Origin of the sequence: Chryseobacterium sp. Tr-659, assembly GCF_011752975.1 — a bacterium.
In the GTDB taxonomy this organism is placed as follows: Bacteria; Bacteroidota; Bacteroidia; order Flavobacteriales; family Weeksellaceae; genus Chryseobacterium.
The window spans coordinates 365,461-380,457 of the sequence record NZ_VWWP01000002.1 but is presented as its reverse complement, the minus strand read 5'-3'; the positions used below and the strand labels follow the sequence as shown (position 1 = coordinate 380,457).

The window sequence follows — 14,997 nt, the reverse complement described above, 5'->3', positions numbered from 1 at the left end:
AAATCACAGTTTACATTAAAATACAAAAGCTTAAGAATGGAAATTGAAAGAATTTTACAGAGCCAAAGAGATTTCTTTGCCACACAGCAAACCAAAAGTATAGCATTCCGGAAAATGTATCTTGAAAAACTCCGGAATCTTATAATTTCTAATGAAAATATGCTGTATGAAGCTATTCACAAAGATTTTGGAAAATCAAAATTCGACACATTCACCACAGAGCTGTCTTTTATTCTGAATGATATTGATTATTATCTGAAAAATATAAAGTCTCTTGCCAAGCCTAAAAAAGTAAGCACCAATCTTGCCAATCAGCTGGGAAGCAGTAAAATTTACGCAGATCCTCTGGGTTGTATTCTGGTAATCGGAGCCTGGAATTATCCTTATCAGCTATCCTTATCTCCCATTATTGCAGCAATGGCAGCCGGAAATTGTTGTATTCTGAAGCCCAGTGAGATTGCTGAAAACACGATGAAAGCGATGTCAAAAATTATCAATGAAAATTTCCCCCCAGAATATCTGTATGTTTATGAAGGAGGCATTGATGAAACTACAGCCCTTTTGCAATTAAAATTTGATAAAATATTTTTCACAGGAAGCACCAAGGTTGGAAAGATCGTTTACAAAGCTGCCGCAGAGCATCTTACTCCCGTAGTTCTTGAGTTGGGAGGAAAATCGCCGGCTATTGTCACTAAAGACGCCAATCTCGAAACGGCTGCAAAAAGAATTGTATGGGGTAAATTTTTAAATGCCGGGCAAACCTGTGTAGCCCCTGATTATCTGCTCGTAGAAGAATCTGTACAGGAACAGTTTCTGGAAACCCTTAGAAAATACATCAAAGATTTTAAATACGAAACCGGTTCGGAACAATATACAAGAATCATCAATCAACGGAACTTCCAACGATTGATAAGGCTTATAGATCAGGAAAAAGTCTATTCCGGAGGAGATTTTAATGAAGAAAAATTGTATATAGAACCTACCGTTTTAAATAATGTAGACTGGAATGATGAAATTATGCAGGAAGAAATTTTTGGCCCTCTTCTTCCGGTTATCAGTTTCAAAAACTATAATATTGCTTTGAATGCCATACTTGAACTTGAAAAACCTCTTGCAGCCTATCTTTTCACCAATAATTCCGAAGAGAAAGAAGCGTTCACCAGAAAACTTTCTTTTGGTGGCGGATGTATCAATGATACGGTGATGCATCTGAGCAATGATCATCTTCCTTTTGGAGGAGTAGGAAATTCGGGAATAGGAAATTACCACGGGAAATATGGTTTTGAAGCATTCTCACACCCAAAAGCGATCCTTGAAAAAATGACATGGGGTGAACCGGATATCAAATATCCGCCATATTCTGAGAAAAAATTAAGCTGGATCAGGAAACTTTTGTAACTCCCGCAGATCCTTTACAGAAAATAAAAAAAGGTTGCTCCTATTTGAAACAACCTTTTATTTTATGCCTTAGGTTTCCAGGTAGTAAAGAATTCTTTTACCTTGTCTTTACTGTATCCTTTTCCTTCTTCAAATACATCACTCTGCTGAACCTTAATCATCTTTCCGTTTTTATCCAAAACAATAAATACCGGATATCCGAATTTATCGCCCGGGTTACCATATTGTGCAAAAATCTTTTCATTCTTATTATCAGGAGAATAGTTCAGATGATAATATAAATAATTCTTATCTACAAGTTCTTTTAATTCCGGAGTTGTTTGTACAAACTGATTGAATCTCAAACACCAAATACACCAATTTCCACCTGCCTGAATCATAATATTTTTACCTTCCTTCTTCGCCTTTGCAACCAGCTTATTAATATCTGCCTGTGCATTTGCCTTAGAATCATACGGTTTAGGTAGTTTAGCCTTCTCTTCTGCTGCCTTTTTCTTGGCATCTAATTCTGCATGATCGGTTTTTACCAACAATGCATTATCTCTTATTTTTTCTTCCTTTGGAATGTTGGTAGTCTGCGAATAAGCAAGGACTCCCAATCCTAAGAAAGCAAATATTGTTAATCTTTTCATAATATAAAAATAAAAAAAATAATAGATATCCCCCTACAAAAATAGAACCATAATTTTATTATCACTAAATTTGCGTGTTTTATGAATTTCCTAATCAAAATATTATATCTGATCTCCAAGCTTCCGCTTAAAATATTATATGTTTTTTCGGATGTCATCTTTTTCTTAAACTACTATCTTGTAGGCTACAGGAAAAATGTTATTTCTCAAAATTTAAGAAACTCTTTTCCAGACAAATCGGAAGAAGAGATTCGTCAGATTCGAAAAAAATTCTATCTCAATTTTTCAGACTATCTGGTAGAAACTATAAAGTCTTTCAGCATTTCGGAAACCGAGTCCCGAGTGAGAATGCAGCATATTAATCAGCATCTGTTTCACGAAGCTAAGCAGGAAGGTAAAAATATTATTTTACTGGCGGGCCATGTCTTCAACTGGGAATGGATCAATGCGCTGGCAAAGATCATTCCTCAGGCACACTGCCATCCTGTATACAGAAAGGTAAACAGTGACTTCTGGGAAAACCAGATGAAGAAAGTCCGTAATAAATTCGGGAATGAAGCGCTTGAAGCCAATGAAGTGATCATGAATATTTTCAGATCTAAAAATAATGGTGATTCTGCATATATGTTCGTAGCAGATCAAACTCCGCATTTCTCTCATGTCAATTACGGGCTGGATTTTTTAAATCAGAGAACTCCTGCTTTTATAGGCTATGATAAGCTTGCAACAAGAATGGATCTTGTTTTTATCTATTGTGAAATGAAGAAGGTAAAACGCGGTTATTATCAGGTGAATTATCACAGAATATATCCGGATGGAGAAAAGTTTACGGAACATGAAGTTGTGAAAAAATTCCATAAGCTACTGGAAAATACACTGCACAAACATCCTGACAACTATCTTTGGTCGCACAGAAAATGGAAATATCAGGATTCTATTAAAAACTTTGATTCAGAAAAAATATAGATTGACATGCAGAACAAACTGGCGGTTGCCATCTTAAACTGGAACGGCAGAAATTGGCTTGAAAAATTTCTTCCGAACGTAGTTCAATTTTCTCAAAATGCAGATATCTATGTTATTGACAATCTTTCCACGGATGATTCCATAGAATTTCTGAATACAAACTTTCCTACAGTACGCGTTATTAAAAATGATAAGAACTATGGTTTTGCAGGTGGTTATAATGAAGGATTAAAAAAAATCGGAAACGAATATTACTGTCTTCTCAATTCTGATGTGGAAGTTACTGAGAACTGGATAGAACCTGTACTGGATCTATTTGAGAAAGATCATTCTATTGCTGCCATTCAGCCTAAAATTCTATCTTACCATCGTAAAGGATATTTTGAATTTGCCGGTGCTGCCGGTGGTTTGATTGACAATCTTGGATATCCGTATTGCAGAGGAAGAGTTTTCGATGATCTGGAGGAAGATAAAGGCCAATATGATGATGAAGCAGAAATTTTCTGGGCTTCGGGATGCAGCTTTTTTATTCGTTCAAAAGATTTTTGGGAACAGCATGGTTTTGATGAAAGATTTTTTGCCCATCAGGAAGAAATAGACCTTTGCTGGAGACTTATTAATTCAGGGAAAAAGATTTATTATACGGGAAGATCAAAAGTGTATCACGTAGGTGGTGGAACTTTGAACAAGCAGAGTGCACAGAAAACTTATTTAAACATCCGGAATAACCTTTCCATGATGCTTAAAAATCTTCCCTTTCCAACATTGATAGCACTTATTTTTTTCAGACTTTGCCTTGATGGTGTCGCCGGAATCTATTTTGGATTAAAACATGGCTTCCCTCACCTCTGGGCTGTAGTAAGAGCTCATTTCGGGTTTTACGGGCAACTTCCCAGAACATGGAAACTGAGACAGAAACATCAGAAGAGTGATTTCTATCAATCGAAATGGTTAATTTTCAAACACTTTCTGGGCGGAAAGCAGCTTGCAGATGACAGGGATTAGAAAAATACAACGAGCTGTATGACTAAGAACTGAAGTTCATTGGAACAAAAAAATCGTAACTTTAAGCAACGCCCGCTATTAAACCTGCACCCAACAACCAGCAACTAACTTACAAGTAAAAAAATGGATTTCTGCGCAATAGATTTTGAAACAGCAACTCACGAGAAAAGTTCAGCTTGTGAAATGGGAATCTGTGTGGTTCAGGATTCAAAAATTGTGGAGACTAAAACCTGGCTGATCAAACCGCCGAGCTTTCCTTATTTCAGTAAATTCAATATTGCGGTACATGGCATTCATCCGGAAGATGTGAAGGACGCTCCTACTTTTGATGAAATCTGGTATGAAGCTCAGGATATGATGTACGGAAGTTTAATGATTGCACATAATGCAGGCTTCGATGCTTCTGTTTTAAGGGGATGTCTTGAACATTATGGAATGTTTACCCCCAATCTGAACTATCTGTGCAGCATACAGCTGGCGAAAAAATCATGGAACTACCTTCCAAAATACGGTTTGAAACCTTTGGCTGAGTACCATAAGATTGATTTTACACATCACAGAGCCGGAGCTGATGCCGAAGTGTGTGCAAAAATCTCTTTATTGGCTTTTGAGAGACTCTTCCTCACCAGTAATGATGAAGTACATGAGTATATGAAAGCAAAAATCAAAAGGCTTTAATAGAACAGATTATTGAACCCGGGTTCTTTACTCTGTCATCTATCAATCATTTATTAATACATCTCACTAGCGTATTAATTGCTCAACACTTCAGACAGCAGGTTGAATTTTGGAATATCGATCTCAAAAGTTTCCTGTGTATCCATGTTTTTAACCAGGTATTTTCCACTCATATTTCCTACTCCGGAACGGAGCATTACATTGGAGAAGTAAGCGAAATTTTCGCCTGTTCCTATTTCAGGGGTGAGACCTATTACGCCATCACCTATGATCTCTGTGTATCCGAATCCGACATCAAAGATCAACCATTTTCTTTTTAATACTTTGATAGGAAAGCTTCCGTCATTTTCTATCGTAATATTGTATTTAAAAACATAACGGTTTTCGGAGGGATAACTGTTTTTACTATCATATTCAGGTATAACTGAAACTTTGATATTGGAAGTCATTTTTGAAAACATCATTGTAGCATTTTCTAAATAGATACAAAAATCTCGCCTTTTTTGAGGCGAGATTATATTTTTATATTATAATTTATTCAATTATAATCCAAGGCCTTTTCTTTCGTCACCTCCCATCAATATTTCAACAGGATTGTCGATACCTTCTTTTACCGCTACAAGGAATCCTACAGACTCTTTTCCGTCGATAATTCTGTGGTCATAAGACATAGCAACATACATCATTGGTCTGATTACTACTTGCCCATCAACAGCAACCGGTCTCTGGATGATGTTGTGCATTCCTAAGATTGCAGATTGTGGAGGGTTGATGATTGGTGTAGACATCATTGATCCGAAAGTACCACCGTTTGTAATTGTGAAAGTACCGCCAGTCATTTCATCTACAGTAATTTTACCGTCTCTTACTTTTGTAGCAAGATCTTTGATATTAGCTTCAACAGCGCTGAAAGACATGTTTTCTGCATTTCTCAATACAGGCACCATTAATCCTTTAGGACCAGAAACTGCAATTGAAATATCGCAGAAATCATAGTTTACTTTGAAGTCTCCGTCAATAGATGCATTTACATCCGGATACATCTGTAATGCTCTTGTTACTGCTTTTGTAAAGAAAGACATGAAACCAAGTCCTACTCCGTGTTTCTGAGCAAATTCTTCTTTATATAGCTTTCTTAATCTGAAAATTTCAGACATGTCAACTTCGTTGAAAGTAGTTAACATCGCTGTTTCATTTTTCACAGAAACCAATCTCTGAGCGATTTTTCTTCTTAAAACTGAAAGCTTCGTTGTAGTTGTAGATCTTGAACCAGTAGCTGTAAGAGGGCTTCCTCCTAATGCAGGAACTGCCGCTAATTCAGCATCAGTTTTAGTGATTCTTCCGTCTCTTCCTGTTCCTGAAACCTGAGCAGCATCCATTCCTTTTTCGTCAAGGATTTTCTTAGCAGCCGGAGATGGAGCTCCTGTTGCGTAAGTTTGTGGTGCAGCTACCGGAGCAGCAGGTTTTGGAGCTTCCTGTTTTGCAGGTTCAGCAGCTTTCGGAGCTTCTTCCTGTTTTGGAGCTTCAGCAGCAGGTGCAGCACCTTCTGGTCTTGCAGCATCCATATCAATTAAACAAACTACCTGACCTACTTGTACTACATCACCTTCTTCTGCCTTCAAAGTGATAATACCACTTTGTTCTGCCGGCAATTCAAGAGTTGCTTTATCTGAATCCACTTCGGCGATAGGTTGATCTTTTTCTACATAATCACCATCTTTTACAAGCCAAGTTGCAATTTCAACTTCTGTAATTGATTCGCCCGGTGAAGGAACTTTCATTTCTAAAACTGACATATCGAGTATTTTTTTTTATTTTTTAATTGATTATTATTTAAATTAAGCTGTTACAGGTCTTTTTGCAGGAGCGTCGTCTCTGTCAAAAACTCTGTTGATTACTGCATTTTGGTTTTTCTCAAACATTTTATGGCTACCTGGAGCCGGAGCACCGCTTGGTACCGGAGCAACAACTTCAATTCCTGTGTTTCTGAAGTTTCTCAGGATATAAGACCAAGCTCCCATGTTTTCAGGTTCTTCCTGAGCCCATACCAATTGTTTTCTGTTTTCGTATTTATTGAAGATCGCTTCGATAGCATCTGTCTGAAGCGGATACAACTGCTCAAATCTTACCAATGCAATATTTTCACAGTTCAGTTCTTCTTTTTTAGCCAATAATTCGAAATATAACTTACCTGAACAAAGTACTAATTTCTCAACTTTTTTAGGATCTGCCGTAGGATCATCTAATACTGGCTGGAATGCACCGTTAGCAAAATCTTCCAGTGGAGAAACTACTTTAGGGTGTCTCAATAAAGATTTAGGACTCATTACTACCAATGGTTTTCTGAAAGCCCACTTCAACTGTCTTCTCAATAAGTGGAAATAGTTGGCTGGTGAAGTAATATTCGCAACCACCATGTTTTCGTTGGCACAAAGTGTAAGGAATCTTTCCAGTCTTGCTGAAGAGTGTTCCGCTCCTTGTCCTTCGGAACCGTGAGGCAATAGCATTACCAAGCCATCCTGGATTTTCCATTTTTCTTCTGCAGCAGCTAAATACTGGTCTACAATGATCTGAGCTCCGTTCACGAAATCTCCGAACTGAGCTTCCCAGATTGTTAATGTATTTGGAGAAGCCATTGCATATCCGTAGTCAAAACCTAGAACACCATACTCTGAAAGGTGTGAGTTGAATACATCAAATCGGCTTTCTGATACATGTCTTAACGGGATATATTCTTCTTCTGTATCTTCTGTTTTTACTACAGCGTGTCTGTGGGAGAATGTTCCTCTTTCCACATCTTCACCTGAGATTCTTACGTTGTGACCTTCTACAAGAAGTGTAGCATAAGCTAACCACTCTCCTAATGCCCAGTCTAATGAATTTCCTTCAATAGCTTTAACACGGTTATCGAAAAGTCTTGTAATTTTATTGATGAATTTCTTATCTGCCGGAAGCGTTGACATTTTAAGCGCCAATTCTTTCAGTTTAGCTAAGTCATATTGGGTATTAACCGGTAACTGAACCGCTCCTCTCTTTCCGATTGGATAGTTCACCCAGTCATCAGCCATAAACAGATCCATAACGTTCTTCTCGATCTCTTTTGAAGCATCAAAATCTTTATCTAAAAGCGCTTTGAATTCCGTTTCCATTTTAGCAATTACATCATTGGAAGTAACACTGTCTTTAAGTAATTTATCTTTATAAATTTCTCTTGGATTCGGGTGTTTTGAAATTGTTTTATATAGATTAGGTTGAGTAAATCTTGGCTCATCACCTTCGTTGTGACCATATTTTCTGTATCCTAAAAGGTCAATATAAACATCTTTTCCGAATTTTGCTCTGAAATCAGCAGCAAAGTGAATGGCATGAACAACCGCTTCAGCATCATCAGCATTTACATGCATTACAGGAGATTCTGTAACTTTTGCAATGTCTGTACAGTAGGTTGAAGATCTTGCATCCATATAGTTGGTTGTAAATGAAACCTGGTTATTTACAACGATATGAACCGTACCTCCTGTTCTGTATCCTTCAAGGGTCATCATCTGCGCCACTTCGTAAGCGATACCTTGTCCTGCAATAGCACCATCACCATGGATGATAATTGGTAATACTTTAGAGTAATCTTTGTATTTATCGTCTACTTTCGCACGGCAGATCCCTTCTACCAAAGCAGCTACTGTTTCAAGGTGAGACGGGTTTGGTGTAAGGTTGATACAAACTTCTTCTCCTGAAGCCGTTTTGATCTTCTTAGATGATCCTAAGTGATATTTAACGTCACCAGAGAATACATCTTCCTCAAATTCTTTTCCTTCAAATTCTGAGAAGATCTGCTTGTAAGATTTCCCGAAGATATTGGTAAGTACATTAAGTCTTCCTCTGTGAGCCATTCCCAGAACAACCTCATCCACTCCTAACTGAGAAGATCTTGAGATTAACTGATCTAAAGCAGGGATTAACGTTTCACCACCTTCCAGTGAGAATCTTTTCTGACCTACAAATTTTGTATGAAGATAGTTTTCAAAGGCAACGGCCTGATTTAATTTTAATAAGATTTCTGTTTTTTCATTTGCTGAAAGGTTGGGATGGTTTTCGTTTACCTGAAGCCATCTTTTGATGAAATCTTTTTCTTCAACATTATTGATGTGCATATATTCAACCCCGATAGAATCGCAGTAGATGCTTTCAAGGTGCTTGATAAGATCTGCTAAAGTAGCAGGCTCTTTCATTCCTGTTTCAACGGCACAGTTGAATTTTGTATTTAAATCTTCTTTAGAAAGACCGAAGTTTTCAATATCTAAAGTAGGTGTATAATGTCTTCTTTCTCTAACCGGGTTTGTTTTTGTAAACAGGTGCCCTCTTGTTCTGTAAGCCTCAATAAGGTTTACAACTTTAAATTCTTTCTTGATATGCTCAGGAACTTCTCCGTTTGTTACCGCCTGAGAAATTTGTTGTACTGCCGGAGCAGCGTTGGCCGAAGCCTGAATAAACTGGATGTTATCGTCATCTCCGTAGTTCTCTAAAGCAAAATCGAAGCCTTGAAAGAAAGCTTTCCATGATGGTTCTAGAGAGTCCGGGAATTTTAAGTACTGTTGGTATAAATCCTCAATTAACTGAGAATGAGCTGCGTTTAGGAATGAAAATCTGTCCATTATTACAGTTTATCTATTTATTAAAATTTATTTGTAGAATTAATCTTCAAATTTAATAAAAAAAACCGAGTTAGAACAGTCTGAAACCGTTAAAAAAACTTAAGAAAAAAATAATTAAAAAAAAATTACTTATACACTGATAATGAGAGCTTCATGTTCACCTCCTGACCTTCCATAGGACGCTCAATAAAGGTCTGACAGATATCTCCGAAGCGCATCTCGTCTTTTTTGGCTTTCTGAATCAGCTGCTGAATCGCCCGAATTCGTCCATCATAATTCCCTTTGTAGTATATCACATAATTTTGGGACGGATTTACGGACCTAAAATTGAAATTATTATCAGACACTCCGATTTTCTTTGAAAGTGGAATTCCGAGGAAATATGAAACCTCTTTGTCTTTATAATTATCGGCATCGGTCATCAGCATCGGATACCCGAATTCGTCATCTTTTTTCCCAAGGTCCATCGTCACAAAATTATAAACTTTATTATAGTTCATCACGATATTCTTGTAAAGAGCGTCTTTCTTATTCGAAGTACTTACATTAATCCCCAGCAGCAGGTTGTTTTCTTCATTTTCTACCATCAGGCTGTCATATTTAATAGCCGCCATCTGATGATCTTTTTCCACTTTATTTCCTAAGGAATTTTTAAGATTGACCATACTTTTGTTGATGTTTTCGGCAAAACGGTCTTCCGTCCAGAAGTTTTCTACTCTTTTCCAGACCGGAAGTTTCGGCGTATGTACATACCAGGTAATTTTTGTTTTTTCTGCCGAAAGAGGTTTGAATTTAACATCCACCAATGTAGGATTTTCATTTTCCTCTTCAAAAAGCTGGTATTTTAAGGTCTTATTCAGATTTTCATATCTGATAAACATTTCCCCATCGGTATCATTTTTAGGATCCACATAGCTGATGGAGCTTCCCTGCCCTTCATAAGGTGTATAATAATCAATATCTATAGAGGGTGAACTGGTAAAAAAGTTATTCCATCTTGTAAAATTCTGAAGATTGTTGAACTGGGCGAAAACCTTATCTACCGGATAATCGATCTCTTTTTCTATCGTGAAATTTTTACTTTCATCTACAAAATAGTACATGGAAGCAGCATACGCTCCCCCTAAAAGAACAATGATTACCGTTAAGATTTTAAAAATACGCATCGCACAAAAGTAATACAAATAAAAAAAGTGACCAATATGCTGGTCATTCATATTAGCATTTTTTAACACTCCCCAAACAAACATGGTATCATCTGATTTTCTGACCAGCCGGCAGGCAGCAAAAAACACAAGCCCTTAAAATTATTTTTAAAGGCTTATGAAAAATGATGAAAATAAAATTACTATCTTTTTAAAACGATGAAATCCATTTTAAATAAACAACTATAATTTATTTATAATCTGCTTTAATATACAATTGATCAGGACCTTCTCCAAAAGTAATTCTTATACTCCGTCCTGAAGAACATGATGCAGTCCCAAATAAATCAAGCTGGTAAGTCCCGGCAGGCAGATCAATCATCCCGGTTGAAGTATTTGCCGTAATACCATTAAGCACTGCAGCACTAACCGCTCCGTTAGTATAACTACTTCCTCCAACTCCAAAAGCATTATTGACAACGGTGTCTGTCACAGTATCAGTCAATCTCAGAAATGTCTGTGCCAGGTAAAGAGATGAATCTGATTTATTCTGCCCTGATGCTGTTCTAAAACTTGAAGTTACATTATAAGAAACAGTAATGATCGCAGGACGATCCAATGTAAATGTAGTGCTAAAAAGGCTATTTGTTGTAGCCCCTGTTGATGAAGCTCCTCCAAATACAGTGATATTGACCGGTGCTGCATTATTGATAAAATCATTAATGGTATAGTTAAGTTCTGATGATTTTCCTTCATAAATATCCCCCGTAGAAGTATCCATTACTAAGGGTGCCGTACCTGAAGAGGGTACTGTTGAGCTCACGGTAGGCAGTGTTGTTACTCTTACAGGAGCTGAAGCGGCATTCACTTCGAGAGCTCTTTCCGGAGCCGCAGTTCCTACTCCCACTCTGTTATTAGCTGCATCTACAGACAGCGTAGTCCCATCTACGGAAAATGAATTAACCGTATTCCCGGTGAAAGCAAGTGTATTCCCTCCCTGTGTTACCGTTCTGTTTCCCGTAAGCGTTCCATCCGCATTGTAGATGTTGGTATTGTTCACTACTGGAGCATTGATCCATATAGGAGCAGTTCCCGGACCTCCCGAACTTAAAATCTGGCCGGCTGTTCCTGCGCTTCCTGCTGTGGCAGCATTCCCACCAACATTCAATTCATTGGTAATCTGAAGACTGCCATTCACATGCTGTGTTTTTTGCGGGGTGGAAGTTCCTACTCCTATTCTGTCGTTCTGGGTATCAACAGAAAACAAGGTTCCATCTATATTGAATTGATTGACCGCAGGGGTACCGGAAGTAAATCCCAATGTTTTATCTCCCATAGCCACAGTACGATTGGCCTCCAGATTTCCGTTAGTACTGTAAATATTATTTGAACTGGCATTACCGCTTATTTTTTGCCATAAAGTACCATCAAAATAATAGTAGCCAACAGCCGTAATATTAATGGTCTTTCCTGAAGGTGCTGCATTGGAAGCATCTGTTACATACACCAGAGTCCCGGTCTGCGCCGCCGCATAAGCAGAAGATTTAAGATTGAGATCTGATAAGGTAAGACGTGGAGAAATAAGACCTTCAGGAGTTCCTGCAGTGGTTCCGGAGGTTTTCGCAACAACATCCAGCGTAGCTGCGGGTGAAGAAGTATTGATACCCACTTGCGCTTTTGACAGACCTACCGCTGCTAAAAGGTATGCTAAAATAAAAGTTTTTTTCATCTTTGAAGGTTTTTAGTGGGTACTAAATTATATACCAAAAACCTTATAAACAACAAATAATCCTATAAGTTATTAAAATACAACACATTAAAAACCTGTCTTATTTAATTTTTTAAATATTTTTTAATAAATAGATTTAAAAATATCATGGAATATAAAAAGTCACTCATCAATCTAATATTTTACCCAAAGAATACCTAATTTTTCACATAATAAATTACCCTTGACAAAAACAAAAAATTTTTCTAAACCCCGTTATTTTAGTAAATAATAATAACACTTTCATCTTTCCCCGTCTGTTGAATTTGTTTGATTTAGGGAGGCTTTACAGCTATTTTGATCGTTATAATACAGCAACAGCCATTATAGATTTCCTTTTTTGTAACAAGTCTGTTTAAACTTTTTTATTCAACCACAAAAGGCACAAAAGCATTTTAAACACGTAAGCTGTTTAAGTGAGATGCTTTGTGTATAAGAAGTACACTAAAGGTTTGTTGAAAATCAAAGATTTTCATCTCATGTGAAATTAAGGGTATGGTATTTCTCTAAGCTTTCTAAAGTGGGCTCAAGTGTTTGAAAAATAAAAAACTTTTGTGACTTTGTGGTTAAGTTTAATCAGCTTTAACCTATAAATAAAGATGAAGCTTTCCTATCCTTTATAAAAAGTAAAATAATCAGTATTTATAGATAATGAGATGATAAAAATCTTCAGCCTTGTAATATGTTGAAGATTGTTGAACCGGACAAAAACCTTATCCACCGGACAACCGGTCTCTTTTTAATTTTGAATTTTTACTTTCCTCTACAAAACAATACATACAAGCAGCATATGCTCCTCCTAAAAGAGCAATGATTACCGTTAAAATTTTAAATATCATTTGATTTTCCAACAACTTACAAAGACTAAAAAGCATAAGCCCTTAAAATTATTTTTAAAGGCTTATGAAAATGATGAAAATGAAATGACCACTCTTTAGAACGATGAAATATATTTTAAATGCACTTCCATACTTTATTTATAATCTGCCTTAATATACAATTGATCAGGACCTTCTCCAAAAGTAACCCTCACATTCCGTCCTGATGAACATGCCCCACCCCCAACTACATCAAGTCGGTAAGTCCCGGCCGGCAGATCTAATATTGCAGATGAAGTATTTGCCGTAAAACCATTGAGCACCATAGTACTAGTAACTCCATTAGTATAACTACTGGTTCCAAATGCAAAATAGCCTTTTACAACAGTATTAGTTGTAGTATTAGTTAAGTTCAGAAATGTCTGAGCCACATAAAAAGATGAATCCGATATATACTGTCCTGATGAATTTCTAAAACTTGAGGTTGTATTATAAAATATAGAAATGATGGCAGGCCGTAACAGCGTAAATGTACGATTAAAAAGAAAAGCTGATGCAGCGCCTGTGGTTGATGTTCCCCCAACTGCTGTTACATTGATCGGTGCTGCATTATTGATAAAATCATCACTTGTAAAAACCAGTTCAGATGCTCTTCCCTGGTAAATATCTCCCGTAGAAGCATCCATTACCAAAGGTGCCGTACTGGAAGAGGGTACTGTTGAGCTCACAGCAGGCAGTGTTGTTACTCTTACAGGGGCTGAAGCGGCATTCACTTCAAGAGCTCTGTTGGGAGCTGCAGTTCCTATTCCCACTCTGTTATTAGCTGCATCTACAGACAGCGTAGTCCCGTCTACGGAAAATGAATTAACCGTGTTCCCCGTAAAAGCGAGCGCATTCTCTCCCTGTGTGACCGTTCTGTTTCCCGTAAGCGTTCCATCCGCATTGTAGATATTGGTACTGTTAGCAACAGGGGCATTGATCCATACAGGAGCAGCTCCCGGACCTCCCGAGCTTAAAATCTGGCCGGCTGTTCCTGCACTTCCTGCTGTGGCAGCATCCCCGCCAACATTCAATTCATTGGTAATCTGAAGACTGCCATTCACGTGCTGTGTTTTTTGCGGAGTGGAAGTTCCTATTCCGATCCTGTCATTCTGGGTATCTGCAGAAAACAAGGTTCCATCTATATTGAATTGATTGACCGCAGGGGTACCGGAAGTAAATCCCAATGTTTTATCCCCCATAGCCACGGTACGGTTGGCCTGCAAAGTTCCGTTGGTACTGTAAATGTTATCCGAACTGGCATTGCCGCTCATTTTTTGCCATAAAGTACCATCAAAATAATAATAGCCAATAGCCGTAATATTAATGGTCTTTCCTGAGGGTGCTGCATTGGAAGCATTTGTTACATACACCAGAGTCCCGGTCTGTGCTGCCGTATAAGCAGAAGATTTAAGATTGAGATCGGATAAGGTAAGACGCGGAGAAATAAGGCCTTCAGGAGTTCCTGCAGTCGTTCCGGAGGTTTTTGCAACAACATCCAGCGTAGCTGCGGGTGAAGAAGTATTGATACCCACTTGCGCTTTTGACAGACATACCGCCGCTAAAAGGCACGCTAAAATAAAAGTTCTTTTCATCTTTAAAAGGTTTTGGTTGTACAAAATTATATACCCGAAACCTTATAAACAACAAAACAAGCTCACAAACACCTATAATACAACATGTTACAATCTACCACCATTTAATTTTTTAAATATTTTTTAATAAATAGATTTAAAAATATCACGTAATATAAAAAGTCACACATCAATGTAATATTTTACCCAAAGAATACCTAATTTTTTACAAATGATCAGGCTGTAATCAAAATAGAAAATTTTACTAAACCAGTTCTCTTTTGATTAATAAAAGCAATTTTTATTTTTAATAAATCAAAGC

The 14,997-nt window shown here is 37.4% G+C and carries 12 protein-coding genes; 4 read left to right on the top strand and 8 right to left on the bottom strand.

Annotated features, from left to right (window positions below; all coding sequences use genetic code 11):
* The first annotated feature begins 36 nt into the window (after positions 1–36).
* A complete protein-coding gene (locus tag F3J23_RS05920) occupies positions 37–1,398 on the top strand; it encodes an aldehyde dehydrogenase (RefSeq protein WP_167025575.1) in 1,362 nt (453 codons plus the stop codon).
* Between the two features lie 62 nt (positions 1,399–1,460).
* Here F3J23_RS05920 and F3J23_RS05915 read toward each other — a convergent pair whose 3' ends face one another.
* Positions 1,461–2,030 (bottom strand): thioredoxin family protein, encoded by a 570-nt coding sequence (locus tag F3J23_RS05915; RefSeq protein ID WP_167025572.1) that lies wholly within the window; start codon positions 2,028–2,030, stop codon positions 1,461–1,463.
* Between the two features lie 81 nt (positions 2,031–2,111).
* Here F3J23_RS05915 and F3J23_RS05910 point away from each other — a divergent pair, with 81 nt between their 5' ends.
* The 3 genes from F3J23_RS05910 (at position 2,112) to F3J23_RS05900 (ending at position 4,679) form a co-directional block, all read left to right on the top strand.
* Positions 2,112–2,996, top strand: a complete 885-nt coding sequence (locus tag F3J23_RS05910) for a lysophospholipid acyltransferase family protein (RefSeq protein WP_167025569.1) — start codon at positions 2,112–2,114, stop codon at positions 2,994–2,996.
* Positions 2,997–3,002: 6 nt separating this feature from the next.
* Positions 3,003–4,001 (top strand): glycosyltransferase family 2 protein, encoded by a 999-nt coding sequence (locus tag F3J23_RS05905; RefSeq protein ID WP_167025566.1) that lies wholly within the window; start codon positions 3,003–3,005, stop codon positions 3,999–4,001.
* A gap of 123 nt (positions 4,002–4,124) precedes the next feature.
* A complete protein-coding gene (locus F3J23_RS05900; RefSeq protein ID WP_167025563.1) occupies positions 4,125–4,679 on the top strand; it encodes a 3'-5' exonuclease in 555 nt (184 codons plus the stop codon).
* Positions 4,680–4,753: 74 nt separating this feature from the next.
* Here F3J23_RS05900 and apaG read toward each other — a convergent pair whose 3' ends face one another.
* From apaG to F3J23_RS05870, 7 genes are all read right to left on the bottom strand, one after another.
* Entirely contained in the window at positions 4,754–5,143 is a 390-nt protein-coding gene (gene apaG, locus F3J23_RS05895; RefSeq protein ID WP_167025560.1) for a Co2+/Mg2+ efflux protein ApaG, read from the bottom strand.
* Between the two features lie 78 nt (positions 5,144–5,221).
* Positions 5,222–6,475 carry a 2-oxoglutarate dehydrogenase complex dihydrolipoyllysine-residue succinyltransferase gene (gene odhB / locus F3J23_RS05890; protein ID WP_167025557.1) on the bottom strand — a complete coding sequence of 418 codons (1,254 nt, stop codon included), beginning with the start codon at positions 6,473–6,475 and terminating at the stop codon, positions 5,222–5,224.
* 42 nt (positions 6,476–6,517) lie between these two features.
* Positions 6,518–9,331 carry a 2-oxoglutarate dehydrogenase E1 component gene (locus F3J23_RS05885; RefSeq protein ID WP_167025553.1) on the bottom strand — a complete coding sequence of 938 codons (2,814 nt, stop codon included), beginning with the start codon at positions 9,329–9,331 and terminating at the stop codon, positions 6,518–6,520.
* 125 nt (positions 9,332–9,456) lie between these two features.
* Complete coding sequence (locus tag F3J23_RS05880; RefSeq protein ID WP_228455273.1) at positions 9,457–10,548, bottom strand: SRPBCC domain-containing protein; 1,092 nt, start codon at positions 10,546–10,548, stop codon at positions 9,457–9,459.
* Positions 10,549–10,726: 178 nt separating this feature from the next.
* Positions 10,727–12,205: a hypothetical protein gene (locus F3J23_RS05875; RefSeq protein ID WP_167025550.1), complete on the bottom strand. Its 1,479-nt coding sequence runs from the start codon at positions 12,203–12,205 to the stop codon at positions 10,727–10,729.
* Between the two features lie 752 nt (positions 12,206–12,957).
* Positions 12,958–13,083: a hypothetical protein gene (locus F3J23_RS21710; RefSeq protein WP_262888147.1), complete on the bottom strand. Its 126-nt coding sequence runs from the start codon at positions 13,081–13,083 to the stop codon at positions 12,958–12,960.
* Between the two features lie 134 nt (positions 13,084–13,217).
* A complete protein-coding gene (locus F3J23_RS05870) occupies positions 13,218–14,696 on the bottom strand; it encodes a hypothetical protein (protein WP_167025547.1) in 1,479 nt (492 codons plus the stop codon).
* Positions 14,697–14,997: the final 301 nt, after the last annotated feature.

What these genes read in the sequence shown, in the direction of transcription:
- F3J23_RS05920 (WP_167025575.1), top strand. Translation starts at nt 37, where the DNA reads ATGGAAATTGAAAGAATTTTACAGAGCCAAAGAGATTTCTTTGCCACA.
- F3J23_RS05915 (WP_167025572.1), bottom strand. Translation starts at nt 2,030, where the DNA reads ATGAAAAGATTAACAATATTTGCTTTCTTAGGATTGGGAGTCCTTGCT.
- F3J23_RS05910 (WP_167025569.1), top strand. Translation starts at nt 2,112, where the DNA reads ATGAATTTCCTAATCAAAATATTATATCTGATCTCCAAGCTTCCGCTT.
- F3J23_RS05905 (WP_167025566.1), top strand. Translation starts at nt 3,003, where the DNA reads ATGCAGAACAAACTGGCGGTTGCCATCTTAAACTGGAACGGCAGAAAT.
- F3J23_RS05900 (WP_167025563.1), top strand. Translation starts at nt 4,125, where the DNA reads ATGGATTTCTGCGCAATAGATTTTGAAACAGCAACTCACGAGAAAAGT.
- apaG (WP_167025560.1), bottom strand. Translation starts at nt 5,143, where the DNA reads ATGATGTTTTCAAAAATGACTTCCAATATCAAAGTTTCAGTTATACCT.
- odhB (WP_167025557.1), bottom strand. Translation starts at nt 6,475, where the DNA reads ATGTCAGTTTTAGAAATGAAAGTTCCTTCACCGGGCGAATCAATTACA.
- F3J23_RS05885 (WP_167025553.1), bottom strand. Translation starts at nt 9,331, where the DNA reads ATGGACAGATTTTCATTCCTAAACGCAGCTCATTCTCAGTTAATTGAG.
- F3J23_RS05880 (WP_228455273.1), bottom strand. Translation starts at nt 10,548, where the DNA reads ATGAATGACCAGCATATTGGTCACTTTTTTTATTTGTATTACTTTTGT.
- F3J23_RS05875 (WP_167025550.1), bottom strand. Translation starts at nt 12,205, where the DNA reads ATGAAAAAAACTTTTATTTTAGCATACCTTTTAGCAGCGGTAGGTCTG.
- F3J23_RS21710 (WP_262888147.1), bottom strand. Translation starts at nt 13,083, where the DNA reads ATGATATTTAAAATTTTAACGGTAATCATTGCTCTTTTAGGAGGAGCA.
- F3J23_RS05870 (WP_167025547.1), bottom strand. Translation starts at nt 14,696, where the DNA reads ATGAAAAGAACTTTTATTTTAGCGTGCCTTTTAGCGGCGGTATGTCTG.